The 24,873-nt window shown below is 69.8% G+C and carries 18 protein-coding genes; 7 read left to right on the top strand and 11 right to left on the bottom strand.

Annotation, left to right across the window (positions count from 1 at the left end; all coding sequences use genetic code 11):
• Positions 1-126 precede the first annotated feature (126 nt).
• Genes DY240_RS00245 through DY240_RS00225 form a run of 5 tightly spaced genes read right to left on the bottom strand, consistent with a single transcriptional unit; the run spans position 127 to position 4,814 of the window.
• Positions 127-894, bottom strand: a complete 768-nt coding sequence (locus tag DY240_RS00245) for an SDR family NAD(P)-dependent oxidoreductase (protein WP_119657971.1) — start codon at positions 892-894, stop codon at positions 127-129.
• The gene (locus DY240_RS00240; RefSeq protein ID WP_119657970.1) at positions 891-2,024 is read right to left on the bottom strand and encodes a Gfo/Idh/MocA family protein; all 1,134 of its coding nucleotides are present in this window, start codon (positions 2,022-2,024) and stop codon (positions 891-893) included. The genes DY240_RS00245 and DY240_RS00240 overlap by 4 nt, the downstream gene beginning before the upstream one ends.
• Complete coding sequence (locus tag DY240_RS00235; RefSeq protein ID WP_119657969.1) at positions 2,021-2,917, bottom strand: sugar phosphate isomerase/epimerase family protein; 897 nt, start codon at positions 2,915-2,917, stop codon at positions 2,021-2,023. Before DY240_RS00235 ends, DY240_RS00240 begins: the two co-directional genes overlap by 4 nt.
• The gene (locus DY240_RS00230) at positions 2,914-3,921 is read right to left on the bottom strand and encodes a zinc-binding dehydrogenase (protein ID WP_119657968.1); all 1,008 of its coding nucleotides are present in this window, start codon (positions 3,919-3,921) and stop codon (positions 2,914-2,916) included. The genes DY240_RS00235 and DY240_RS00230 overlap by 4 nt, the downstream gene beginning before the upstream one ends.
• Complete coding sequence (locus DY240_RS00225) at positions 3,921-4,814, bottom strand: 2-deoxy-5-keto-D-gluconate 6-phosphate aldolase domain-containing protein (protein ID WP_119657967.1); 894 nt, start codon at positions 4,812-4,814, stop codon at positions 3,921-3,923. The genes DY240_RS00230 and DY240_RS00225 overlap by 1 nt, the downstream gene beginning before the upstream one ends.
• Before the next feature lie 33 nt (positions 4,815-4,847).
• Between DY240_RS00225 and DY240_RS00220 the strand changes: the two genes are divergently transcribed.
• The 5 genes from DY240_RS00220 to DY240_RS00200 all read left to right on the top strand — a co-directional run bounded on the left by DY240_RS00220 (position 4,848) and on the right by DY240_RS00200 (position 9,731).
• Complete coding sequence (locus tag DY240_RS00220) at positions 4,848-5,807, top strand: PfkB family carbohydrate kinase (protein WP_119657966.1); 960 nt, start codon at positions 4,848-4,850, stop codon at positions 5,805-5,807.
• 141 nt (positions 5,808-5,948) lie between these two features.
• Entirely contained in the window at positions 5,949-6,668 is a 720-nt protein-coding gene (locus tag DY240_RS00215; RefSeq protein ID WP_199700536.1) for a GntR family transcriptional regulator, read from the top strand.
• 118 nt (positions 6,669-6,786) lie between these two features.
• Entirely contained in the window at positions 6,787-8,058 is a 1,272-nt protein-coding gene (locus tag DY240_RS00210; protein WP_119657965.1) for a Gfo/Idh/MocA family protein, read from the top strand.
• A gap of 3 nt (positions 8,059-8,061) precedes the next feature.
• Positions 8,062-8,946 (top strand): MBL fold metallo-hydrolase, encoded by an 885-nt coding sequence (locus DY240_RS00205; RefSeq protein WP_119657964.1) that lies wholly within the window; start codon positions 8,062-8,064, stop codon positions 8,944-8,946.
• Complete coding sequence (locus DY240_RS00200; RefSeq protein WP_119657963.1) at positions 8,943-9,731, top strand: SDR family NAD(P)-dependent oxidoreductase; 789 nt, start codon at positions 8,943-8,945, stop codon at positions 9,729-9,731. The genes DY240_RS00205 and DY240_RS00200 overlap by 4 nt, the downstream gene beginning before the upstream one ends.
• Before the next feature lie 769 nt (positions 9,732-10,500).
• Here the strand turns inward: DY240_RS00200 and DY240_RS00195 are convergent.
• The 6 genes from DY240_RS00195 to DY240_RS00170 form a co-directional block, all read right to left on the bottom strand.
• Complete coding sequence (locus DY240_RS00195) at positions 10,501-11,490, bottom strand: aldose 1-epimerase (RefSeq protein ID WP_119657962.1); 990 nt, start codon at positions 11,488-11,490, stop codon at positions 10,501-10,503.
• Between the two features lie 19 nt (positions 11,491-11,509).
• Positions 11,510-12,397 carry a carbohydrate ABC transporter permease gene (locus DY240_RS00190; RefSeq protein WP_119657961.1) on the bottom strand — a complete coding sequence of 296 codons (888 nt, stop codon included), beginning with the start codon at positions 12,395-12,397 and terminating at the stop codon, positions 11,510-11,512.
• Positions 12,398-12,407: 10 nt separating this feature from the next.
• On the bottom strand, positions 12,408-13,367 hold the full coding sequence (locus DY240_RS00185) for a carbohydrate ABC transporter permease (RefSeq protein WP_119657960.1): 960 nt from the start codon (positions 13,365-13,367) through the stop codon (positions 12,408-12,410).
• 13 nt (positions 13,368-13,380) lie between these two features.
• Positions 13,381-14,679: an ABC transporter substrate-binding protein gene (locus DY240_RS00180; RefSeq protein ID WP_119657959.1), complete on the bottom strand. Its 1,299-nt coding sequence runs from the start codon at positions 14,677-14,679 to the stop codon at positions 13,381-13,383.
• 255 nt (positions 14,680-14,934) lie between these two features.
• Positions 14,935-18,768 carry a family 43 glycosylhydrolase gene (locus DY240_RS00175; RefSeq protein WP_119657958.1) on the bottom strand — a complete coding sequence of 1,278 codons (3,834 nt, stop codon included), beginning with the start codon at positions 18,766-18,768 and terminating at the stop codon, positions 14,935-14,937.
• Between the two features lie 231 nt (positions 18,769-18,999).
• Positions 19,000-21,027, bottom strand: coding sequence for a hypothetical protein (locus tag DY240_RS00170; RefSeq protein WP_119657957.1), 2,028 nt, complete (start codon positions 21,025-21,027; stop codon positions 19,000-19,002).
• Positions 21,028-21,221: 194 nt separating this feature from the next.
• On the opposite strand from DY240_RS00170, the gene DY240_RS00165 reads away from it, so the two are divergent.
• Complete coding sequence (locus tag DY240_RS00165; RefSeq protein WP_119657956.1) at positions 21,222-24,059, top strand: DEAD/DEAH box helicase family protein; 2,838 nt, start codon at positions 21,222-21,224, stop codon at positions 24,057-24,059.
• A 107-nt stretch (positions 24,060-24,166) separates the two neighbouring features.
• Positions 24,167-24,502, top strand: coding sequence for a hypothetical protein (locus DY240_RS00160; protein WP_119657955.1), 336 nt, complete (start codon positions 24,167-24,169; stop codon positions 24,500-24,502).
• Positions 24,503-24,873 lie beyond the last annotated feature (371 nt).

Raw genomic sequence — 24,873 nt, 5'->3', positions numbered from 1 at the left:
ACCGACCCATCCGCAACGAGCGCCTTCGTCGTCTGATCGCCAGATCGCCTCTCGTCGCATCGTCCATAACGCCCTGGAAATGGAACGCCACCGCCGCGCATCCACGTGCTGATGGCGACGGCCGGATCAGTAGCGCAGCGCCTTGCCGCCGTCGACGAGGATCTCCTCCCCCGTGACGAAGGGCAGGTCGAGCGCGACGGTCGCGATGGCCTCGCCGATGTCCGCGGCATCGGCGAGCCGCCCCAGGGGTACCTGGCCGGCCTCGGCCTCGAAGTTCCTCCGGGCGTTCTCGGCGCCGATGAGCCGCTCGTGCCAACCCGAGATCACGGTTCCGGGTGCGACGGCGTTGACACGTACGGTGGGAGCGAGGGCGACGGCCAGTGCTCGGGTCAGCTGCGCCAGCGCCGCCTTGCTCACGCTGTACGGCAACGAGCTGCCGACGACGCGGGTCGCCGAGATCGAGGTGACGTTGACGATCGAGCCGCCACGCTCTTTGAGCGACTCCGCGAACGCCTGGCAGACCCAGAACGCGCCCAGCAGATTGACGCCGAGCAACTCGTCCCAGAGCTCCGGCGTCACCGCGTCGAGGTCGGCGAAGTCGATCTTCGTGGTCGTGCCCGCGCTGTTCACCAGCACATCGAGGCCGCCGCTGGTCTCCAACAGGTGCGCCGCGGCGCGGTCGACGGCGTCCCGGTCGGACACCTCGACGTGAAGCGGGTACCCGGCGGCACCCAGGGCGCGCAGCTCGATGGCGAGATCCTCGGCCGCTTGGCGCGATCGTGAGTACCCGATATGGATCTCCGCGATGCCGCGCCGCGCGAGCTCCAGGCACGTCGCGCGGCCGATCCCCGTGGCGCCGCCGGTGACGAGGGCGACCCGGGCGCCGGCGCTCACGCGACGCCTTCGGTCAGCGCGTCGGCGGCGCGGCGGTCGTCATCGGACATCGGCAGCAGCACGGGGGCCCGACGTGCCTGCGCCAGGTAGACGCCCTTGACCACCTCGAGCGCCGCGAGTCCGTCCTGACCGGTGACGGCCGGGGATCGGCGCTCACGCACGGCGTCCAGGAACTCGGCGATCTGGCGACCATGGAACTCGGGCACGCTGGGGCGTCCGCCTTCCTCCTCACGCCAACCCTTCACGTGCTGTTCCTCTCCGTCGAACGTCCACAGGCCGGTGACGGCCTGCGCGAGCTCGGGATTCTCCTCGACGCCCACGCTGTGGCCTGTCGTGCCGTGTACCGCCAGCCGGAAGCCGGGCGCGCGGTAGCCGACCGTGGGGCTGGGCCGGGAGGCGAACCCGTTCTCGAACGTCGTCATCGCCTGGACCGTCGCGATCGCGCCGCTCTCGTAGGTGACGACCGCGCCCGCGACGTCCTCGACGTCGATGTAGTCGGTGTGCTTCAGCGTCGCCCAGCGTCCGTAGACCGACGTCGGGGTGCCGAGCATCCAGTTCATCATGTCGATGTAGTGGACGGCCATGGTGAGCAGCACACCGCCGCCCTCTCCGGCCCACGAGCCTCGCCAGTCGTCCTGCTCGTAGTAGCCGCGGTCGCGCCCGAGGTGCGCCAGGCACTCGGCCGCGACGACACGACCGAGGCGTCCTTCGGCGATCGCGCGATGCATGCGCTCCACGGCCGGGACGAACCGGCGCTGGAAGACCGTCCCGAGTGCCACCCCGGCCTCGTCGGCCGCCACGACGAGTTCATGGGCCTCGGTGAGCGATGTCGTCAGCGGCTTCTCGACCAGCGCGGCGACGCCGGCGCCGATGGCCCGCATCGCGGGCTCGAAGTGCTGCTTGTGCGGGGTGGCGATGAGGACGGCGTCCAGGTCGGCCTCGGCGAGCATGCGCTCGGCGGAGTCGTACGCCGTCGCGTCGGGAAACCGCCGGGCCAGTTCCTCCGCTCGCGCCAAGGTCCGGGAGCACAGTCCGGCCACCTGGACGCCGGGCAGGGCTGCGGCGGCCTCGGCGTGAAAGGTGCCGAACCTGCCGAGGCCGATGACCCCGACACGCACGTCGTCGCTCATGAGCGCCCTCCGCGTGGATCCCGGACGATCCCGGCCCGCTGTGCGGCGGCCGCCAAGGTCCGGTACGACGACTCGGCCGCCTTCACCTCGTCGAAGTCCGGCAGCGCCTGACGGCGGACGCTGATCTCGACCGAGACCGTTCCGCGGTAGCCGCCCCGGTGGAGCAGCCCCAGGAAGGCGGGGTAGTCGAACTCACCCTCCCCCGGGATGAGGAAGTCGAACCCGTCGTCGGTGTGCCGGTGGTCCTTGACCTCGACCACGACGGCGTGCGGCAGCAGTGACGCCACGACGTCGGCCACGTCGAAGTGGCGCACCGCGAAGTGGGAGATGTCGAGGTTGAGCCCGAGCGCCGGCGAACCGACGTCGGACAGAACCGCGATCGCCTGCTCCGGCGTCGATACGACGGCGCCCGCATGGGGTTCGAGCGCCACGGTGCAGCCGGCGGCGACGGCCTGTTCGACGAGGTCTCCGAAGCGGTCGACGATGAGCGGCCGGTCCGCCTCCCAGGTGTTCTGGGCGATGATCGGCGGCGGGTTGCCGCCCAACAACGGCGCCTTGGGCTTGTGCGCGCCCAGGCTGACCGGCAGCGCCCCGCCCCCGCCGAGGACGGCGGCCACCTCGAACGAGCGGATGAGCCGGCGGCGGCTGCCGGCCCACGTGTCCTCATCGCAGACCAGCGGTGCGTTCGCGGTGACACTGGAGATCTCGAGGCCGGCGGCGTCAGCGGCCGCCCGCCAGCGTCCGGCGTCGTCGTCGGTGGCGGTGAGCGCGTCGGTGGGCCACCCTTCGCAGACCGTGACCTCCACGCTGTCGTACCCGATGCGCGACAGAATCCGCACGACCTGGTCGAACGGCAGGTTCGGCGTCGACCAGGTGTTGTAGCCGAGCTTCATGGCGTCCCCTCGGGGCAGAGAAGCTGCTTGACGCCCGCGCTCGTCCGCACCGCGTCGAACGCCGCCTGCCAGTCGCGCAGGGGGTACCTGCGGCTGACCAGCGGCTCGAGGTCGACGAGCTGCTGGTCGAGTAGCCGCATCGCGCGATCCCAGGAGTCGGCCGTGCTGGCGAATCCGCCGGTGATGACGAGCTCGTGGAAGGAGACCAGGGCGAGGTCGACGGGAACCGCGTCGCCCCGCTGGCCGATCTGGACGTACCGGCCGCCTCTGCGGACACGCTCGATCCCCAAGGCCATACCGGCGGCCGAGCCGGAGCACTCCAGGACGACGTCGACGTCGTCAGGCGCGTCCGCCGGGTCGGCGGCGATCGTGAACCCCAGCGCCCTGGAGACCTCCAGTCGTTCGGCGTCGGCCGGTGTCCCGAGCACGGTCGGCTCGCCGCCGGAGACCCGGGCGACCTGCGCCGCGAGCAGCCCGATCGCTCCCGGCCCGATGACGAGGACACGATCGCCCGCCCGCACGGCCGGCGTCGGATGGAACAGCGACCGGCACACGCACGCCAGCGGCTCGCTGAGCGCACCCGCCGCCGACGACACGTGCGCCGGCAGCCGGCGGGCGTTGCGGGCGGGCACGACGACCTGCTCCGCGAACCCGCCATCGGCGCCGGAACCGATCGACACGCGCGAGCGGCAGCGGTTCGGCGCACCGCTGCGGCAGTCGCGGCACTCGCCGCAGGTCGAGAAGAAGGTCTCGAGAGCGACTCGCTCACCGATCCGGGCCGGGTCGACTCCGGCACCGACGGCGGCGATCTCGCCGCTGACCTCGTGCCCCAGCGTGACCGGGGGCCGCGAACCGTAGCTGCCGTCGAGGATGTGCAGGTCGGTCCCGCACAGTCCCGCCGCGGCGACGTCGACCACGACCTGACCGGGCTCCGCCGTGGGTCGCGGGACGTCCTGCAGCTCGATGTCGCCGGGGCCGGGCCCGGTCTTGCGCAACGCTTGCATCACCCGACTCGTGCTCCCATGTATCGCAGCGTGCACGACCTGTACGTCGACGCGATCTGCTCGATCGCCTGCTCACGCGCAAGCCTGCCATCCAGCCAGGACGCGACGGGCTCGCCCCAGATGCTCCTCCCGATCGCGAACCCGCCGAAGCCGGGGGTGGCGGCCGCGACGTCGAGCCAATGGCCGACGACGTCGTTGGGTGCGCCGGCTCCCAGGACCACGCACGTGGCCCGTGGATTCGCCACGACGGCCTGCGCGGCGACCCGTGCCGCCTCGTCGTGCGAGGAGATGCCCTCGACCTTCCACAGGTCCACCCGCACGCCCGCGTTCTGCAGCTCGGCCATCGATCCACACAGCTCTTCGACGTCGACGGAGGGAATCTCCCCCGCGCCGCCGTCGCTCTGACCGACGATCAGCTCGAGCATGAAGTCGATCGACTGCTCGGCCAGGAACTCGGAGAGCTCGCGCAGCCTCGTGAGCTGTGTCTGCTTGGTCTCGGGAGAGTCTGTCGTGCGGTAGTGCACGAGTGCCTTGGCACAGGCGGGCCGGAACTCCAGCAGATGCCGCCGAAAGTCGCCGCCGTACTCGAAGGTGAACACCGACTCGAAGGCCCGTTCCACCGGCATCGAGACCGGAATACCGAGCGCGGCCGCGCGCCGCGCGATGGGTGCGCCGAACTCCTCGTCGATCAGGATGCCCGGGCGAGTCCCGGCGAGCCCGGCCTTCACGGCGGTTTCGAACGCCTCGAAGATCAGCTCCTTCGACCGGCCGATCTCCTCGCGCGTCATCCCCGTGGGGCGCACTGAGGCGAACGCACGTTCTCGGTGATCGAACGCCAGCACTGCCATGGGCGATCCGTCGGCGACCGCCTCGCTCTCATCCGCCACGTTCATGAGGTGATGCTATCAGATTGTTAATATGTTTCTATGTCTGAACAGTTGGCCGACGAGTTCGACGTCGTCACGGTCGGGAGGGCGGTCGTCGATCTCTACCCGGCGGAGGACGGCCGGGCGCCGAGGAACGTGGAGTCCTACCGCCAGTACCTCGGCGGATCGCCGACGAACGTCGCGGTCGCGGCGGCTCGTGCCGGCCTGCGCAGCGCGGTGGTGACCCGCACCGGCGACGACCTCTTTCACGGCTTCGTGGTCGACCAGCTCGAGACCTTCGGCGTCGACACCCGGTGGGTCCGGGCCGTTCCCGGCCGCCGGACCACGCTGGCGGTGTGCGATCTCGAGAACCCCCACAGCCCCGGACTGACCTTCTACCGCGACACGCCGCCGCCGGAGGACGCCCTCGACGTCGCCGAGCTCGTGGCCGCCGCGGCCGCGTCGCGCGTCCTGTGGATCACAGCCTCCGGGTTCGCGACACCCCAGTCGGCCGCCGCGCAGTCCGCTGCGATCGCAACGGCACACCAGGTCTTCCTGGACCTCGACTACCGGCCGGACTTCTGGCCGAGCGAGCACGCCCTGCACGATCGCCTGCTGCCGGTGTTGTCCCAGGTCGATGCCGTGATCGGGAACCTGCGCGAGGTGGCGATCGCGCTCGGCGAGACAGGGACGCCGGAGGACCTCGCACGCCGGCTGCTGAGCAGGGGTGCGCGACTGGCCGTTGTCAAACAGGGTGCGGCCGGGGCGCTCGCCGCCACCCGCGAACTCCTCGTCGAGCAGCCCGCGTTCCCGGTGCGGCCGGTCAACGGACTGGGAGCCGGTGACGCGTTCGGCGGACTGCTCGTCAAGGGCGCCGTGGCAGGTTGGCCGCTCAGCGAGACGATGCGTCATGCCGCGGCGGCGGGAGCGATCGTGACCTCGAGGCGAGCATGCTCGGCCGCCATGCCCACGATGGCCGAGGTGGCCGAGCTTCTCCAGTCCCACCAGCAGTGCCGGTGACCCGGCCTGCCGAGCCCGGCTACCGGCGCGCCGAGGCGAGCTCCTTGTCTCAGCATGTGGCTCGCCGCTATTGTCACATTGAGTTGACATGTTGAACGTCAGGACAGGGTGAAGATGCCAGCAGGAGAAGCGGTTGTCCCAGTGGCACTCGACCGCGCCTCGCCCATTCCGCTGTACTTCCAGCTCGCCGAACAGTTGGCGGCGGCGATCGCAGGTGGCCAGGCGCAGCCTGGCGACCCGTTCGAGAACGAGGTCGCCATGAGTGAACGACTGGGCTTGTCTCGCCCGACGGTTCGGCGTGCGATCCACCACCTCGTCGACCAAGGTCTGCTCGTGCGCAGGCAAGGGCGCGGCACGTTCGTCACCAGTCGTCGAGTACACCGGCGCGTGAGCAAGGGAAGCTTGTACGAGGACCTGTCGATTCAGGGCCGCAGTCCCAGCACCAAGGTGCTCACTCGGGCGAACGAGCGCTACCCGAAGGCGGCGGCAGCTCTCGACCTCGATCCGGACGCGGAGTTGCTGGCCCTGCGACGGCTGCGGTTCGCCGATGGCGAGCCACTGGCCATCATGCAGAACTGGCTTCCGCCGCGCTTCAACTCGATCACGCGCGAACAACTCGAGCAACGCGGCCTCTACTCGATGCTGCGCGATCACGGCGTCGGCTCCGTGGTCGCCCACCAGTCCATCTCGGCACGACTGCCGACGGCGGAGGAAAGCGAGTTGCTCGAGATCTCCGGCCGGCTCCCCGTCATCGCCTTGAGCCGCACGGCGTTCGAGCCGGGCGGCGCGCCGGTCGAGCATGCCGAGCACGTCTACCGGTCCGACGGCTACGCGATCGATCTCGTCCTCGAGGAGAACTGACCCGTCACTCGGTAATATGTATTGACATATTAAGCTGTTGCCAACTAGCCTCTGAGGCCGACCGGTTCGCGCGGCATCGCGCGGAGGTTGATCGAGAACTCAGGAGAGGTGCGGCAGCATGGAACGGATTCCCGTCGCGATCGTCGGCTGCGGCGGCATGGGGACGCGGCACCTGTTCGGCTTGTCCGAACTCGAGCGGGCCGGCCTGAATCCGTTCGACCTCGTTGCCGTCTGCGACGTCGACCCCGCTCGCGCCGACCACCTGGCCGATGAGGCGCAGGCGCGGCTCGGGCGCCGCCCCGCCCCGTGCGCCGACCTCGACGCGACGCAGCGCCTCGGCGCGGTGGCGGTGGACATCACCACCGTGCCCCGGTTCCATCACAGCCTCGCCGCCGACGCGATCGCCCTCGGCCTCGATGTGATGGTGGAGAAGCCGGTCGGGCTCACGGTCGCGGCCGCCCGGCAGCTGAAGGACGCCATCGCCGGATCGGATCGGATCCTCAGCGTGGCCGAGAACTTCCGCCGGGACCCGACGAATCGACTCGTCAAGGCCCTCATCGAGGGCGGCGTCCTCGGCGAGCCGCGCTACTTCCACCAGAGCTCAGGTGGCGGCGGCAACCTGATGGCGATCTCGATGTGGCGTCACCTGAAGGACGAGAGCGGCATCCTCTTCGACGCGGGCACGCACTACACGGACATGATGGAGTACTACCTCGGCCCCGTCGTCAGCGTCTACGCGCAGATGCGGCTGTTCGAGAAGGTCCGCTACAACCCGGCGGCGTCCGGCGGCGCCCCGGCCTCGAACCCCGGAGGCGTGTACGGCGAGTCCCAGGCAGCGATGCCCGCCGAGTTCGAGGCGACGGCCGACGACGCGCTGTTCGCCATGGTCAACTTCGCCTCGGGCGCCGTCGGGCAGTACGCCGAGAACCGCGCCGAGCACGGCCGTGAGAGCTGGGCCCGCAGCGTCCACGGCTCGGCGGGCGCGGTGGAGATTCCCAAGGACCGCAGCGGCCGGCCGCTCGTGCTGACCCTGGACCGCACCAGGACCTATACGGGCGCGGAGATCCTCCCGCTCGTGCCGCGGTTCCGGCTCGACGACGTGACCGCCGCGCTGTTCGGCGGCCCGCGGGCGACCGCGTACGGCCTCGACTTCGAGACCGTCGACCGACTCCTGCTGGCCGTGGAGTATGCCGAGTTCGGGAACGCCATCGCGACCCGCACCCCGCCGGAGGTCGGCCTCGAGGAGGGCCTCCGGGCGATCGCGGTCTGCTACGCCATGATGGAATCCGGCGCCGCCGGGGGCCGGATCGTCACGGTCGACGACGTCCTCGACGGCTCCGTCGGCGACTACCAGGCCGGCATCGACGACGCGATCGGCGTCGGGGTGTAGCCCGTGGAGCGCTTCACCCGCATCGCCGACGGCGTGTTCCTGCTCAAGGTCCCCTTCACCGGCGTGTGGACCGGCGTCACGCTGGTGCTCAGCGACGATCCGCCGGTCCTCGTCGACAGCGGCGGATCCGCCGAGACGGTGGACTCGACGATCGTGCCGGCACTGGCCGAACTGGGGATCAGGCTCTCGGACGTCGGCCGCGTCCTCGCCACCCACATCCACGGTGACCACGTCGGCGGCATCGCGCGTATGCGCGAGATCGCACCGTCGCTCGAGGTGGGCGTGTTCTCCGAGTCGGCCGCACGCATGCGCGACCCGCTCGCGTACAGCCGTGAGATCCGCGCGAAGTTCCCCGAGCACAGCCCGGCGCCGCCGCCCGTGCTCGACGGCGTCGTGCCCGACCTCCTGTTCGACGACGGTGACATGGTCGGCCCGCTGCGGGTGATCCACACCCCGGGCCACGACACCGATGCGTGCTGCTTCTTCGACGTTCGGTCCGGCACGCTGATCACGGGCGACTCGCTGCAGCTCAACGGGACGACCTCCCAGGGCTGCGCGTTGTTGTTCGACCCGGCCCGGTACCTGGACTCGCTGCACCGCCTGCTGGCGCTGCCGGTGCGGAACATCGTCTGCGGGCATCCCTACCTGCCATGGGGTGAGACCGCCGTCGGCGAGGAGGCGGCCCGCCGCTTCCTCGCCAGCTGCATCGGCTGTTACGAGCACGATCGCGGGTTCGTGGCCGGGATGGCGGCGGCCGGCGTCACCGACCCGCACACGGTGGCGCGGGCACTGGTCGGCAGTGTCGGCGGTGTCGAGCCGGAGAAGTTGTTCCTACCGATGCACACGGTGGCCGCCTATCAGGAGGCCTCCGAGGGAGGGCACACATGAAGGCCGCACTGATCACCGGGGCCTCGCGCGGGATCGGCGCCGGCTGCGCGCTGGCGTTCGCCCGCGAGGGTTACCACGTCGGCGTCAACCACAGGTCCTCGGCAACGGACGCGGAGCAGATCGCGCAGCAGTGCCGGGAGCTCGGCGTCGAGGCGGAGACCTTCGCCGCCGACGTCGCCGATGCGGACGAGGCCCACGCGATGGTCGAACGCTTCGTCGAACGCTTCGGGCGCGTCGACGTACTCGTCAACAACGCCGGTGGAGCGCTGCGGATGCCGCCCGGTGGCTTCATCGACATGCCGACCGAGTACTGGGACAGCCAGATCGCGCTCAACCTGAGCGCGGCGTCCTACTGCGCGCGTGCCGCGGCGAAGTCGATGGTCGCTCAGCAGGTGCATGGCGCCATCATCAACATCTCGTCGATCCACGGCGACGTCACCTGGGTCCGCCGCAAGGCGCTGCCGTACTCGGCCGCCAAGGCGGGCCTGAACATGATGACCAAGTCGCTCGGGGTGGAGCTGATCAAGTACGGGATCAACGTCAACTGCATCGCCCCGGGCCTGATCCACACCAAGGCCCTCGACCGCTACTCCGAGCGCGACCTCAACGGCTTCAACCGCAAGATCCCCTTCGGGGGCGGCGGGACGCCCGCCGACATCGCGGAGCTCGCCGTGTTCCTGGCCGACAAGTCCAAGAGTCGCTTCATCGTCGGTCAGACGATCACCGTCGACGGCGGCCAGTCCATCGACGGTGCGATCGACTCCATGCTGGACGACCCCTTCTGACGCGTCCCGTCACGCACGTGTCGATCGGCCGCCCGTGGTCCTGTCCGTGGTGCCGTCCCCCGCTGCTCGATCGTCTTGGCCGCGCACGCGCGCGGCTTGGTTGTGAGGTGCGTCCTGGGTGTGAGGCGCGTTTTCGGGTCCGAAATGGGTGTTCGGCGCGCGTGAGACCCAGGACGTGGGCGCGACTTCGATACGCACGGTCGTCTTCGATGTCGCGAGTCGTGTTCTGCGCGCCGTCGGGGCCGCAGAGGGCGGCCAGCGTCACGACCGGCGGCGCACGCCACACCACGCCGACCGAGCCCACAGGCGCGTCACACGAGCCCGACTCGTGGAACACCTCAGCGTAGGCCCCGCGAGCCTGCGGTCGACGACCTCGGTGTTGGCCGACGCCGAGATTGCCGACGCTGCGGCCTGGATGGGTGAGGGATCCGCGTCGTCCTGGCTACCCGGATCCCTCACCCATCAGCGGCCTGCAGCTCGTCGTCATCGGCACCGGCGGTCGACGACGACAAGACCGGTGCGCCCGGCCTGGCTGCCACCACACGACTGGGTTCGTCGGCACGCTGAGGCGGCCACGGCCGCGCGCGTGGCCGTCGGCACGATGCCGGCTCCATCGCGAACGCCAGCGACCTTCCCACCGGCCCGACCAACGTCGGCTGACAACCTCGGTGCCGCAGATCTTCCGGTCGGCGCGTCGCCGGACATGCCCGACAGCCTGCAGGGCGGCCCAAAGGTGGATGATCATGAGGAATGCTCGACAGTCGGTGACTCACTCCCCGCGTACGACCGTCATCGCCACCGACTTGGTCACGGTCTCGCCGGGGTGGATGGTCAGCTCGGTGCCGGTGAGCCGGCGCGCCCGGTGCACCCCGCTGGGATAGCCCGAGGCCGGTTCCAGCGCCAGCGAGTGCGCGGTCCCGTACCAGGGGTAGTCCTGTCGTCCGCCGGACTCGTACCAGTACCAGGCGAAGGGGAAGTCCTGCCTGTTCCAGGCCAGCTCCACCCCGAGCCCGAGCTCAGGGTTGTGGATGCGCGCGCGCACCTGCTCGTCCTCGAACGAGCCGAGGAACGCCAGCCGCGCCCCACCGCTTCCGGCGGCGTCGAGCCGGGAGAGATCGATCGACGAGCCGTCGACCTCGGTGTGCTCGGGCCAGCGTGGCGGTGCGGCGGTGGCCGGGACGTCGTCGGGCAGGTCCGGGTGCACTACGCAGCCGGTGATCGCGACCGTGGTCGCCGGCCCGATCAGCGGTGCGCCGAATGCCGGGTGCTGGCACCAGAGCACGTCGATGGGCCGCGCCCCCACGTGCGTCACGGACTCGGTGACCACGACCTGGTTGCCGGTGACGCTCACGACCTTGCTGACCGTGAACGGGCTACGAGCCAGGGCCGTCGTCATGCGAACCCCGCCGGGCAGTGTTTCCCGGTCGAACGGAGCGAGCCAGGTCTCGCCGTGGAAGCCCCAGTCGACGCCGTGCTCGACGCAGGCGCGGCCGGCGTTCGGGAACATCGTGTTCCAGCCACCACCGGAGCGGTCGAGGGCGAGCGCCTCGGGTGCCCCGGGCAACGGCAGCGCCCACGGGGGTCGCAGTCCCCAGCGGGGGGTCCACAGCAGCTCCACGTCGGCGGCGCGATCCCGGATCGAGGTGATGTCCGCGCCCTTGCCCGGGACGACGGTGACCTCGAGATCGCTCGTCGACAGCCGTAGCGCCTCCCATCCGGAGACCGATGTGACCTGGTGCTCGGCGGCCGCAGCCGTCATGGTTCCTCCGTACCGTTCGTCAGCGCAGGCCGGCTCGCGCCATCGACTTCATGAAATGCCGCTGGAAGATCAGGAAGATGATCAGCACCGGGATGATCGAGGAGACCGAGCCGGCCAGCGCCGGCCCCAGCGACACCGTGCCGTCGTCGGACATGAAGCGGGTCAGTCCTAGAGGCACCGTGTACTTCGACTCGTCCGTGATCATGATCAGTGCGCTCTCGTAGTCGTTCCACGTCGAGTCGAAGATCAGGATCGCCAGGGCGGCGAGCATCGGCCGCGCCAGCGGCAGGTAGACGCGGAAGAAGATCCGCCACTCGCTCGCGCCGTCGATACGTGCGGCCTCACCGAGCTCGCGCGGCGCCGCGGCGAAGTGCTGCCGCAGGAGGAACGTCGCGAAGACCGAGGCCAGGCCCGGAACGATCAGGGCCATGAGGGTGTCGTAGAGACCGATCTGGCTGAAGAACATGAAGCGTGGCACCAGCAGCAACTGGGCCGGCACCATCGACGTGGCCAGGAAGGCGATGAACAACACGTTCTGGCCCTTGAACTTCAGCTGCCCGAAGGCGTAACCGGCGAGCGTGACCACGAAGAGCTGGCCGAGAATGGTCGCCACCACGACGATGGTGGAGTTGCTGAAGTAGCGCAGCATCGACCGTTCGCCGGTCCAGACCTCGATGAAGTTGTCCCACACCAGCGGGTCCGGGATCCACTGCGTCGGCACCGAGAAGATGTCCCCGTTCCGCTTCAGCGCCGAGGACAGCATCCACAGGAAGGGTGCCAGGAACAGCAGCGCGAGCAGCGACATGATCAGCCCGCGGGTCCAGTATGCGATACGTGCCCTGCGCCGGCGCCGGCTGCGGCCCGGGTGGGGCGCGCGCTGCGCCGCCTCGACGGACGCCGTGCTCATTCGTGGCTCCTCATGTGTACAGCCCCCGGCCCCGCTGCAGACGGAACAGTCCCACCGACAACACCAGCACGCCCAGCATGCTCATCACACCGATCGCCGCCGCGTAACCGAACCGGTACGAGTGGAAGCCGGCCTCGTACATGTAGTACGAGAGCACCGTGGTCGAATCGCCCGGGCCGCCGCCGGTCATGAACTGGATCAGTCCGAACGTCTGCGACCGCCCGATGAACGAGGTGATGAGCAGGAAGGTGAGGATCGGGACCAGCCCCGGGAACGTGACGGTGGTGAACTGCCGGAACACCCCCGCTCCATCGATCTCGGCGGCCTCGTACAGCTCGGGCGGCATGTCCTGCAGGGCGGCGATGACCAGGATCGCCACGTATCCGGCGCTGATCCACACCGACATGATCACGATCGCCGGCAGCGCCCAGTCCTGGGAGACGAACCACGTGGGCGGGTCCTCGATCCCGAGGGCGGTCAGCGCCTGATTCACGGGTCCCGACGTCGGGTGGAGCAACGAGAGCCACACGGTCCCCGCCGCGATCGTGTTGACGAGCGCGGGAAGGAAGAAGATCGCCCGGATCAGGCCGCGCGCGGGCATCGGCTGGTTCAGCGCCAGACCGAGCAACATCCCGACGGCGACCGTGAGCGGTGTCCCGACGCCGGCGTAGAACAACGTCCTGCCGATGGACGACCAGAACATGTCGTCCTGGAAGAGCTCCTGGAAGTTGGCCAGGCCGATCCACCGGATGCCCTCGATCCCGGAGACGACATTCCAGTCGGTGAAGGCGATGAACAGGCCCGAGAACAGCGGCACCACCAGGAACGCCAGCACCAGGACGACGATCGGCACCAGGAACACCCACGGCACCCACCAGCGGTAGCCGTTGACGAGCCGGCGGGGCTTCCGCCGGGAGGACGAACCCGAAGTCCGTCCTTCCGACGTGGACACCTCTTCGGTGACAGTCACAAGCGTGGTTCCTTCAGGACAGCGCGGCGGCGATGGCCTCGTCGGCCTGCTGCTTCATCTCGGCGAGACCGTCGTCGATCGACTTGGTCCGCAGCCGGATCTCGCCCTCGATCTGCTCCTTGATCTTGGAGATCTCGGTGTAGGCGGTCGTGATGCTGCGCACGGACAGTGGCGGCTCCGGGGCGAAGAACGTCTTCTCGAACGCCTCGACGTCGAAGAGGGTGTCCGCATCGGGTCCGAACAGGCCTTCGTACAGCTCCTCCGTCGGGTTCTCGTACTGGGCCGGCGACACCTTCCCGGAGGGCGTCATGAAGTGCGCTCCCTCGCCCATCCAGAACTTGACGAACGTCCACGCCGCGGACTGGTACTGGCTCTTCGAGGAGATCTGGACGTCGTCTCCGCGCACGCCGGGATTGAAGTACGGCTCGCCGGCCACGACAGCCGGGTACGGCCGGAAGGTGGTACGGAAGTCGTGCGGGTATTCCTCGAGGTTCTTGATGTACCGGATCGCGATCGTTCCGTCGAGCATCATGGCGAACGTTCCGTCGAGGAAGTAGTTCTGCGCATAGCCGCCGATGCCCTCGGCCGAGATTCGCTCCTGGGTGAAGATCGAGCCGTCGTCCTCCATCGCCAGGGTGTCCTCGAGCCGCTGCCGGAAGAGCGGGTGGTCGAAGTTGGACTCGGTGCCACCCTCCTTGTAGAGGTAGTCACCGCCGAGGCCGGCGGCCGCGTGCCGAGGCACGTTGTAGGCGCCGACATCGAAGCCGGCGGCCTTGAACTCCTGCGCGACCCGGTGATAGTCGTCCACGGTCCAGTCGTACGGGATCTCGATCCCGGCGGCGTCCATGGCGTCCTGGTTGATGACGACGAAGTTCGGAAAGTGGGTCGTCGGGATCGAGTACAGCTTGCCGTCGACCAGGGTGCTGATCGGCTCGTCCTGGACGAACGCCTTCGCCAGCTCGTCCTCGCGAGCGAGCTCGGTGAGGTCCATCGCGAGACCCGCCTGCGAGCGCCGGACCACGTCGACGGTTCCGTACGAGAAGAACACGTCGATCGGGACACCACCCTGCAACGCGGTGTCGAGCTTGAGGATGCCCTGTTCGTCGTTGACGTACCGGACGTACTCCACCTTGATGCCGGGGTACTTCGCCATGAACGCGTCGACCAGTTCCTGCGGACCGCTCTCGGGCGCCACGCCACCCCAGACGACCAGCTCACCCTCGTCCGCGGCCCCCCGGTCGGAGGGCGGGCTGGCGTTCCCGCCACCACCACTGCCGGAACCGCAGGCCGCGAGCAGGCTCGATCCCGCCATGAGTCCGAGGGTCCCACCCAGCAGACTGCGCCGGCTGAGCTGTCGATTGTTGCTGACCACCGTCAGACCTCCTTGTCCGGACAGCACCGACGTGCGGGACGCACACCTGACGCTGCTGCTGATTGAGGCAGCATATGAACACGTTGTTATTGTGTCAATGTCTAGAGGTGCTTACATTCTCTCACCTCCCGATCAACGCCGACGGCCTGCGATCCGTTCGGGAACGGGTCGCAGGCCGTCGGACGATGACCGCGCTCAATCCGCGGGAGTGAACCCGCCGATCTTCTCCTTCAGCGGGATCGGGTTCACACTGATCGTGTACTCGGTCCCCAAGGGTGCCGGGTGTCCCGAACCGTCACCGATGGTCAGTCCGTCCGCATCCGCGACGTACGGTTCGATGAACGCGTACCTGGCGGTCTGAGTGTTCGGACCCGGGCGAGCCTGGAAGAGGAACCAGTCGGTGCCCTCGTGGTCGACGAAGTTCGGGCCGGTGCCCGTCCCCGTGACCTCGGTGTTCTTGCTCATGATCGGGGTCGGGTTCTTGACCCAGTTCGACGCGTCCATCGGATCACCACCGACGTACCTCAAGTACCCGATCGCGTAGTAGATGGTCCAGTAGCCGCTGGCGGAGTACGCCATGTACACCTCGCCGTCGTCCCCGTAGACGGCGGTCGCGCCCTCCACGACCTTCGGCCACCATCGATTCGGGTCGCTGGTGTCCTGGGCGTACCCGTGCATCTCCCAGTCGTACTCGGACCTGGTGATGACGGTGGGTTCACCGGTGAGCGTCCACGGGTTGACGATGTGGCTCATGTTGATGGTCTGGTGGAAGTCGGCCGTCCCGCGACCCACTTCGGCCACGTAGGTGATGTAGGTTTCGTCCGCCACTCGCATGAGCGAGATGCCCGCGACGAAGCTGTCCACGTTGAAATCGGGGTCGTCGACGTTGGTGATCCGGCGTGCCACGTTGACCTCGCCCGTCACCGGGTCGCCCCAGCGGCCGAACAGGTCGTCCCCGTCGAGCGCCTTCAGCACGTACTGCCGCTGCCCCTCGGCGGCCGCGTCACCGGTCTGCGCGGCCGACAGGTACAGGTACCAGCCCGCGTTCTCCTCGCCGACCTCATCCGCCGACAGGTGGTGGATCTCCGGGGACCACAGATTCGCCATCTCGTCGGGGGCGAAGATCACCGAGCCCACGGAATCGCCGAGGTCGGAGGGGTTGGCGACCTTGTGCAACGACAGTGTCTCGCCGCCGGTCGCGATGAAGTAGTACTGCCCGTCGTGGGTGAACATGTACGGGTCCGCGGCGCGGACGAGCGGGTTGGTGAACGTCAGTTCCCCCTCGGGCACGGCCTCCGCGATCCCGGGGTCGACGTGCAGCGTGCTGACCATGGACCCGGCGAAGCCCTCCGCGCCCAGCAGGTCGGTGAGGTGACCGAACCCGCCACCGGTCACGGTGAGGTCGTAGGTGCCGGCCAGCACGGTCGAGCGGGACTTCGCCGGTGCGATCGTCGCCCAGAACTCGCCGCCGTTGACGGTGATGTCCGCGTCGTAGTCGGCCGCGTAGTCGCTGCCGTCCTCCTCGTAGACGACGTAGACACCCTGGGGGAACGCCCCGCCGTTGATGGTGGCGGTCACCGATCCCGAGCTCTCGCCGCGGTGGGCGAGGACGACCGGCCCGTAGAACGTGCCGCCGTCGATCCGGACGGCGACCTCGGCGCCGGTCGTCACCGCCGCGGTGTTGTCGGTCCCGCCGCGCACGCCGGCCCACTGCCCGCCTTCCACCGTCACCGAGGTGGCCGGTGCCGGCACGGTGTCGTCGCGCCCGCCGACGATGGTGAGGTAGGTCTCGCCGCGGCGGGTGAACTCGGTGTCGACGCCGGCGCCGATGGTCAGGGGGTGACCCATCCCGTAGATGGTGCCGTCGACGGTCGGGGACTGCAGCTGCAGGCTCTCGATCGTGGTCGGGCCGCCCAGACGCATGGCGCCCTCGATCTGCAGCGCCGCACCATCGGCACCGAAGTCGATGTCACCGTCGTCAGAGGTGAGCACGACGTTCGCGTCGTAGTCGCCGAGGTCGTACCCGCCCTCGATCGTGTAGCGGTCCGTCAGCACCACGCGACCGTCGCCGGACAACGCGGCGATCGCCGCGCTCAGATCGCCGATGGCGTGGGTCGGGCTGCTTCCGTCGCCCTCACCGCCCGCGGCCAGGTACACCACCTCGTCCTCGGTGATGCCGTCGAAGGCCCCGGCGATCTCGTCGATCACGTCCTGATCGGCGCCCGGAAGCCGCACCAGCGCGCGCTCCGCGTCAGCAGCGGCTGCCCAGTCCGCTACCGAGATCTCGTCGATCTCGGCCTCGCCGATCCGCACCCCGACCTCGGCATCGGCGCGCTCGAGCCGCGCGTCCTTCACGCTCCCGGCGAGGAACCTGACCGTCAGGTTCTCGGTGACCCGGCCGGCGGAGGAGTGGAGCGTCCCGACCTCGCCACCGGCGACCGTCACCCGCACTCCGGCGACGTCGTGGGACACGTCGGTGCCGGCCCAGACCTGCGCGACCTCACCTCCGGCGACCGTCACGTCGGTGGTGCCACCGAAGTCCTCGGTCAGGCCGGTGATGCCGACGACGCGGGCGAACTCGCCGGAGCCGATCGTCATCGAGGCTCCGTCGCTGACCCCGGCGACGCTCACCTGACTTCCCTGCTCGGTGGTGACGCCGTCGCCGATCACCAGATCCGCGCCGTCGACCTGCAGTTCCAAGGCGCCGGCGTTGGCCAGCTCCACCGAGGCGAAGGTGACGTCACGTGCGATCGCGACCTCGGAATCGGCCGCGAAGGCGATCGACGCCGGACCGTCACCGGCGAACGTGACCCGCCCCGCTCCTGCGGCGAGCGTGGCCGGATCGACGTCCCAGGTGACGTCACCAGTGATCGTGATGGCGCCGCCGTCCGCGGCGAGCAGGCCCAGAGCGGTCTCGAGGCTGCCGCACGGGTGCTCCGCGGTGCACTCGCTGCCGCTGCCGCCGGCACTGACGTGGACGTCCGCGGTGTTGATCAGGACGTCGAAGATCTCCCTGAGCGCCGCGACCTGGTCGGCCGTGTAGTGCTGCCCCGCGAAGCGCACGGTCCGCACCGCCGCGAACTCGAGGATCTGCTGGTGGCGGCCTTCCCCGCCCCAGGCGTTCTGGGCTTGGATGGCACCCCAGTCCACGCCGTCGAGCGTGAGGTCGACGTCCTCGACGACGTTGTTGATGTCGATGGTGTTGATGTGGCCGCCGCTGAGCTCGACATCGGCGCTGCCCACGATGTAGCGGGTCACGTCGCCGGCTGTGTGCAGGGCACCGACGCGGCCGCCGGTCATCGTGATCTCCGTGCTGCCGGAGTAGTGGTTCTCGAGCGAGGCTCCGAAGACCTCCTGGATGACGCCGCCGTTGATCGTGATGTGCGAGGTGCCGGTGTAGGTCTGCGTCCCGGCGCCCCTGCCCCGGCTGAAGCCGGCCACCTTGTAGAACGTCCCCGAGTCGATCGTGATGTGCGAGTCGGCATCGAGGACGGTGTCCTGCTCGGACGGCCCGTGATAGCCACCCACCACGAAGACCTGCCGGACCCCCGCCGTGGGCACGCTCTGCATCGTGACGCCCTCGCCGAAGGTGATCGGATTCCAGTTCGCGGCGAAGACCGCCCACTGCGAGGTGACGACGCCCAGGTCCGCGAAGGTCGTGGGTCCCGCGAGGTTGTACTCGATGAACGGCGTGTCTCCGAAGATCAGTCGTCCCGGGTAGTCCGTCTCGCCGTCGGAGCTGGTCACCAGGATGTCGCCGGTGTGTGCGGGCTCGGTGATCGAGAGTTCGAGCCGGTAATCGCTCATGATGACGATGCGGCCACCGTCAGGAGTGACTTTCCGCAGCGCCTGGGTGAGCGTGCGCAGAGGTTGGTCCGGGTCGGTTCCGGGTGAGGTGTCGTCGCCGCGAGCCTGGTCGAGGTAGACGACGGTTTCGTCGGCGGCGGAGGCCGACGACGCAACGAGGACGGAGAAGAGCAGGGCAACGGCAGCGACCATCGCGGCCAGAGTGGTGGACACACGCGTCATCGGGGCTCCACGGGGGGTGAGTTGGTGCTCGGTCTCCACGACGAGAGTGGATGTCGCCTGCGGTACAAATGTAAGAACAATTGGATTGTTCTAATGTCACCGTAGCGGTCCTCGCACAAGAGGTCAAAGGTTCGCATGGGGGTGACCCCCGGGAGCGCGACTGAGGGCCGCGGCTGGTCAGCCACGGCCCTCAGTCGCTGTGTGCCCCGGCGGCGGGGCGCTCGGATCGGTCTAGCTCACGCCCAGGGGCGCGGCCGGCTCCGGCAGCGGCGGGACGTCGATCTGCCCGTCGATCGAGGTGAGACCCTTCTCGAGCGCGTCCCAGCTCTCGAGCGTGCGGAGCACCTCCAGGCGGAATGCCGTCGGCCAGGCGGGCAGCCATTCGCACGGCTTGAACTCGGTGACGACCGGCCGGCCCCAGCGGGTGTGGAAGATGGCCTCGTCCTGGGAGCCCGCCGGCCGGACCCGGCCACGGACCGTCAGGGTGCCGTCGGAGACCAGCTGGTTGGCCCCGACCCACAGCGCCAATGCCCGCTCGCGCCATTGGGCGTTCCCCGTGAGCTCGGCGAGCTCCAGGAACGACAGCACGTCGTGCAGCGAGTACTGGTCGACCGCGGTGTGGGCCGTGGACACCGACGTCATGCCGAAGGTGTCGATGCCGATCTGACGGAGAAGGCTGCCCTCGGGGTACTGCACCGTGAAGTGCATCATCCACGTGCTCAGGTACCACGCCGTGGTCTCGGCCGCCTCGAGGTAGCGATGCTCACCAGTGAGCCGGTGGAGGCGGAGCGCCGAGATCAGCAGCGGGCTGGAGGACTCCTTGTCGATGCAGTAGGTGTCGAGCGCTCCGGCGGTGGTGTACCCGTCGCGCAGGAGTTCGTCGTAGTAGAAGTCGAACGCGCGCTTCGCGCTCTCCAGGTAACGCTCCTCGTGCGTGACCTCGTACGCCTTCAGCAAGGCGGGAACGAGGAAGCAGCCGACGGTGCCGCCCTCGCGGAACACGGTCCCATCCGGATTCCAGGCCTTGGCGAACTGCCCGTTCGCCTTCTGCTCGCGCAGTGCGAAGTCACAGATCCCCAGTGCGACGCTCTTGTACACCTCGCGCGGCGTTCCAGCCCGTTCCGCCAGCAGATGGGCCTCCAGCAGGTACTCCGCGGCACCACCGAGGTTGCAGGCGTCGATCGGGAAGATGCGCTTGCCGTCGGGGCCGGCGACGAACTCCGGGTGATACTCGTCGTACGGGAGTTCCTTCCCGGGCTCCTTGCTCTGCACGAGCTTCTCGACAGGCGTCTCCATCACGCCGTCCACCTCGGGAGAGATGTTGAACTTGATGCGGATCATGCCGTTCGGCAGCGCGAATCTGCACCAGTGGTCGAGCACGCTCAGCCCCTTGTCGCGGGCATCCTCGTCGCCGCTTCGCAGAAACTCCTCCAGGAGCGCCACCGACAGCGACGCGCTCTGACCGACCCAGCCGATCTCGTATTTGGAGATCCTCGTCTTGCCGAATGCGGTGACGTCCTCGTGCCAGCCGCAGCCTCGGTTGATGCTGATGAAACCGTCCGGCTCCTGAGTCCAGAGGAACTTGGTGTACGCGATGCTCAGGTCGTAGAGCCGCTGCGGTCCGAGCGGTTCCTGGACGGGGTGGCCGTAGTACCGCAGGGCGAAGTCGAGCAGCGGCTGGTAGTCCAGGTGCGCCCGTGGTGCCGCGAATCCGCCGATCACGGCCCGGAAGGTGCGCCTCGGCGTCATCGTGCCCTGGTAGGAGTCCTTCCAGAAGTGCCGATGGAGCACCTGTGGGCCCTCGACCTCGGGCCACAACAGCGTGTGGCGCTCGACGTCACCCTCGCGCGTGAGCGAGCAGCTGACGGCGTCATCGAGCGCTCCGGACAACACGACCGCCTGCCCACCTGCGGCCGAGTAGGTACAGGCCGGGATCGTGCATCGGTGCCACGCCCAGGTCCAGGGTGTGCCATCGGAGGCCCTGTCACCCACGTACTCGGGCGTGTCTCCCCACCCGTTGCCGTTGTAACTGATGCCCGGCACCATCGTGAACTCCGGCGTGAACGCCGTCTCGAGCTCCATCCGCATCGAGTCGGTCGGCTCGTCGCACACCCGCTCCCACAGCCAGAACCCGTTCTCGATCGGCGTGAAACTGTCGCTTGCCCCCGCGCGCCCCAGGATTCGCAGGACGGGGGCACCGTCGCGCCTCAGCGTCCACTCGCCGGCCTCACGGACGAACTCGTACTGGTCGTTGGTCACCGTTCACCCTCAGATCTTGTCGGACACGACAAGGCGCCACGTCGGCGGACGACCACGGACGCAGCGCCGTCACGGAAGCGGCCCTCGCCAGGGAACGCTATGTTAATAAGATATAGATGTCAATACATTTACTGCGCAGTGACGGGCCCCCACGACGGAGCCGGCCACCTCGTGTCCTCGGGCATGATGAGCCGATGCGCGACGAGGTGGGATGGGCGACGGTCGGCTATCCGCGGCCGTTCCGGCGCCACCAGCGGCTCGCCCTCGACGCGCTCGCCGAGGCGTTCGCGGCGGGGCGGCAGCGGGCGTGGGTGGTGCTGCCGCCCGGCGCCGGCAAGACGCTCGTCGGGCTGGAGGCGGCCCGCCGTCTCCAGCAGCCGATCGTCGTGTTCGGGCCGAACACGGCCATCCAGGGACAGTGGGTCGCGGCCTGGCGCGAGTTCACCCCGGCGCACATCCCGGCCGGGACCGGCCGCGACCTGGCCCAGCCCGTCACGGCGCTGACGTACCAGGCGCTGGCCACCTTCGACCCGGACGCGGAAGTCGACGAGGAGGGGCACGGGCGCACGGGCGGCCTGCGCGGGCGCCTGCACGAGAACGGCCGCGCGCTGGTCGAGGCGCTGGAGACCGCCGGACCGATCACCCTCCTCCTCGACGAGTGCCACCACCTGCTCGAGGTGTGGGGCCGGCTGCTGGCCGAGCTCCTCGACGACCTGCCCAAGGCGCACGTCATCGGGCTGACGGGGACGCCACCGAGCACGCTGACCGCCGGGCAGGCGGAGCTGGTCGACCGGCTGTTCGGGGCGCCGCTCTACAGCACGTCGATCCCCGCCGTCGTGCGAGAGGGGCACCTTGCGCCCTTCGCCGAGCTGGCCTGGTTCACGTCGCCGTCGCCGACGGAGTCGCAGTGGCTGGCCGCCGAGGCCGAGCGGTTCACGGAGCTCCAGAACGACCTGCTCGCACCGGACTTCGCCAGCGACAGCCTCCTGAGCTGGCTGGACGAGCGATTCGTGACGCGGCGGACGGGCACCGGCCCGGCGCCACCGCTCGCGTGGTCCCGGCTCGAGGGCGACGCGCCGGAGCTGGCGGCCGCCGCGCTCCGCCTCCACCACGCCGGGCTGCTCGCCCTCCCCGACGGCGCCGTCATGCGCGAGGAACACCGGCACGACCCGACCGCACACGACTGGGTGACGCTCCTGCACGACTGGGTGACGGCGAGCCTGCTGCCCTCGGACGACCCACGCGACCGCGCCGCCGTCGACGCGATCAAGAGCGCCCTTCCGGGCATCGGGTACCAGCTCACGAAGCGCGGCATCCGCCGCGGCCGGTCCCCCGTCGACCGCGTCCTGGCCCGCAGCGAGGCGACCACCGACGCCACCGTGGAGATCCTGGCCGCCGAGACGGCGAACCTCGGCGACCGGCTGCGCGCACTCGTGCTGTGCGACCACGAGCGGGCTGCGGCCACGCTGCCGGCCCGCCTGCGCGGCGTCCTCGACGCCGACGCGGGGTCGGCGCGGCTGGTGCTCGCCCGTCTCCTGTCCGACCCACGCACCGCCGCACTACGCCCGGTCCTGGTCACCGGCCGCGCCGTGGCGGCCGACGCGGCCACGGCGCGCGAGCTGGTGTCGTTCGTCCGCGAGCACGCGCCCGGCCTCGACCTGGACGACGTCCCTGACGATGAAGCGGGGACGGTCGACGTCACCGGCCGCTGGCGGTCGCGGCACTGGGTACCGCTGGTCACCCGCTTCTACGAGGCCGGCGCGACGCAGGCGCTGGTCGGCACGCGGGCCCTGCTCGGCGAGGGCTGGGACGCCAGGGGCGTCAACACGCTCGTCGACCTGACGACCGCTACCACCCCGACCGCGGTGGTGCAGACCCGCGGCAGGGCGCTGCGCGTCGACCCGGACTGGCCCGAGAAGGTCGCGCACACCTGGACCGTCGTGTGCGTCTCCGAGGAGCATCCCGGCGGCACGAGCAGCTGGGACCGGTTCGTCCGCAAGCACGACGGCTACTTCGCCGTCACCGACTCCGGCGAGATCGCCGCCGGAGTCGGCCACGTCGACCCCCGGCTCTCGCCGTTCGCGCCGCCGCCGGTCGCGGAGTTCGCCGCCGAGAACGCCCTGATGCTGACCCGGGCCGAGGACCGCGAGCGGGTGCGGGCGCTGTGGCAGGTCGGCACGCCGTACCGCGACGAGCTGATGCACACCATCCGGGTGACGCCGCAGCGTGGCGAGTCGGCCCGACCCGGGCCGGTGCCCGAGACCGGCCACCGGCCGCCCGCCCTGGTCCCGGCCCCGCACGGCGCCGGCCGGGACGGTCACCCGCCGGCTCAGCCGTACGGGCGAGCGAACCCCTGGTGGGCGGCGGCCGCGCTGACAGCACTGCTGGCGGCCGTGCTGGCGGTGGCGGCGCTGTGGTGGCCCGCTGCCGTGACGCTCATGCTGGGGGCAGCCGCCGGCGGCGTGCGCGTGCGCCGCGTCCGTGCCGCCCAGCTGCGCGCCGGACGCGACCTCGCCGACCTGGCGACCGGGCCCGACCCGCTCGCCTTCGCCTGCGCCGTCGCCGACGCCCTCCACGAGGCAGGGCTGTCCGAGGCCGGCGCCGCCGCGGTGACCGCCGCCGTCGAGCGTGACGGCACGTACCGTCTCGTCCTCACCGGGACGAGTGCCGAGACGTCCGCCGTGTTCGTCGCCGCGCTCGACGAGCTGCTCGCGCCGCTGCTCTCACCCCGGTATGTGGTGCCCCGCTACATCGTCGAGACGATCCCGGACCGTCCAGAGGCGTTGCGCCGGGCCGGCCGCGCCTGGCTCGCGGGAGACGCACCGCCGAACGCGGCGGTCTATCACGCGGTGCCGTCGGTCCTGGGTGCGAACCTGCGCCGGGTGCGCGCCTTCGCCGCGGCCTGGAACCGCTGGGTGAGCGGCGGCGACCCCGTGCGCACCGCCACGCCCGAGGGCGAGGGGATCCTCCTCACCCACCGTGGCCAGGACCCCTTCGCGGCGACGACGGCGCTGCGCGTGGCGTGGCGGTGACGGCCGGGCACCTCCTCGACGTGAAGCACTTCTGAAAGCGCGCGTCGTTAGCGTCCGGTTCACCGTGGCCACGTGACGTGGCGTTGGGTTCACAGTGAGGAGAAGTCATGAAGACGATGACCCGCTTGGCGGTGACGGCGGCCGTGACGCTCGGCGCTCTCGCCGCGCCGATGACCACCGCGGCGTCCGCAGGGCCGGCAGCCACGGCAGTGGCCTCTGCGCACGCGCTGGATCGCGATGCCACGATCACGCCGAAGGGCCAGACGTGTTGGTCGACACCTGGCGGCATCTGGCGCGTGACGTGCATCAAAGGACCCCACAGATACAAGACGCAGTGCAACATGATGCGCACGCAGATGATCAACGCCGGCTACGAGACGCTGGCCTGCCGATGGATGACGTGGGGAAGCTGGGGCACCGGCTGGTACTTCTACTACGGCTGAGCACCGCGCGATGCCCGGGACGACCCGGCCGGCGACAGCGCCCCTCACCTGACGTCTCCGCAGGTGAGAGGCGCTTCTCCGTAACCCTCCCACAACCGCCTCGAGAGGGCATGTCGCCACGGATGGCCGGCNTGAGAGGCGCTTCTCCGTAACCCTCCCACAACCGCCTCGAGAGGGCATGTCGCCACGGATGGCCGGCGAGCCGACGTTGGTCGTGCCGGTGGGAAGGTCGCTGGCGTTCGCGATGGAGCCGGCATCGTGCCGACGGCCACGCGCGCGGCCGTCGGCCCCCTCACCGTGCCGACGAACCCAGTCGTGTGGTGCCAGCCAGGCCGGGCGCACCGGTCTTGTCGCCGTCGACCCCCGGTGCC

Source organism: Jiangella rhizosphaerae (genome assembly GCF_003579925.1).
Classification (GTDB): domain Bacteria; phylum Actinomycetota; class Actinomycetes; order Jiangellales; family Jiangellaceae; genus Jiangella; species Jiangella rhizosphaerae.
This window is presented reverse-complemented; position numbering and strand designations above follow the sequence as displayed.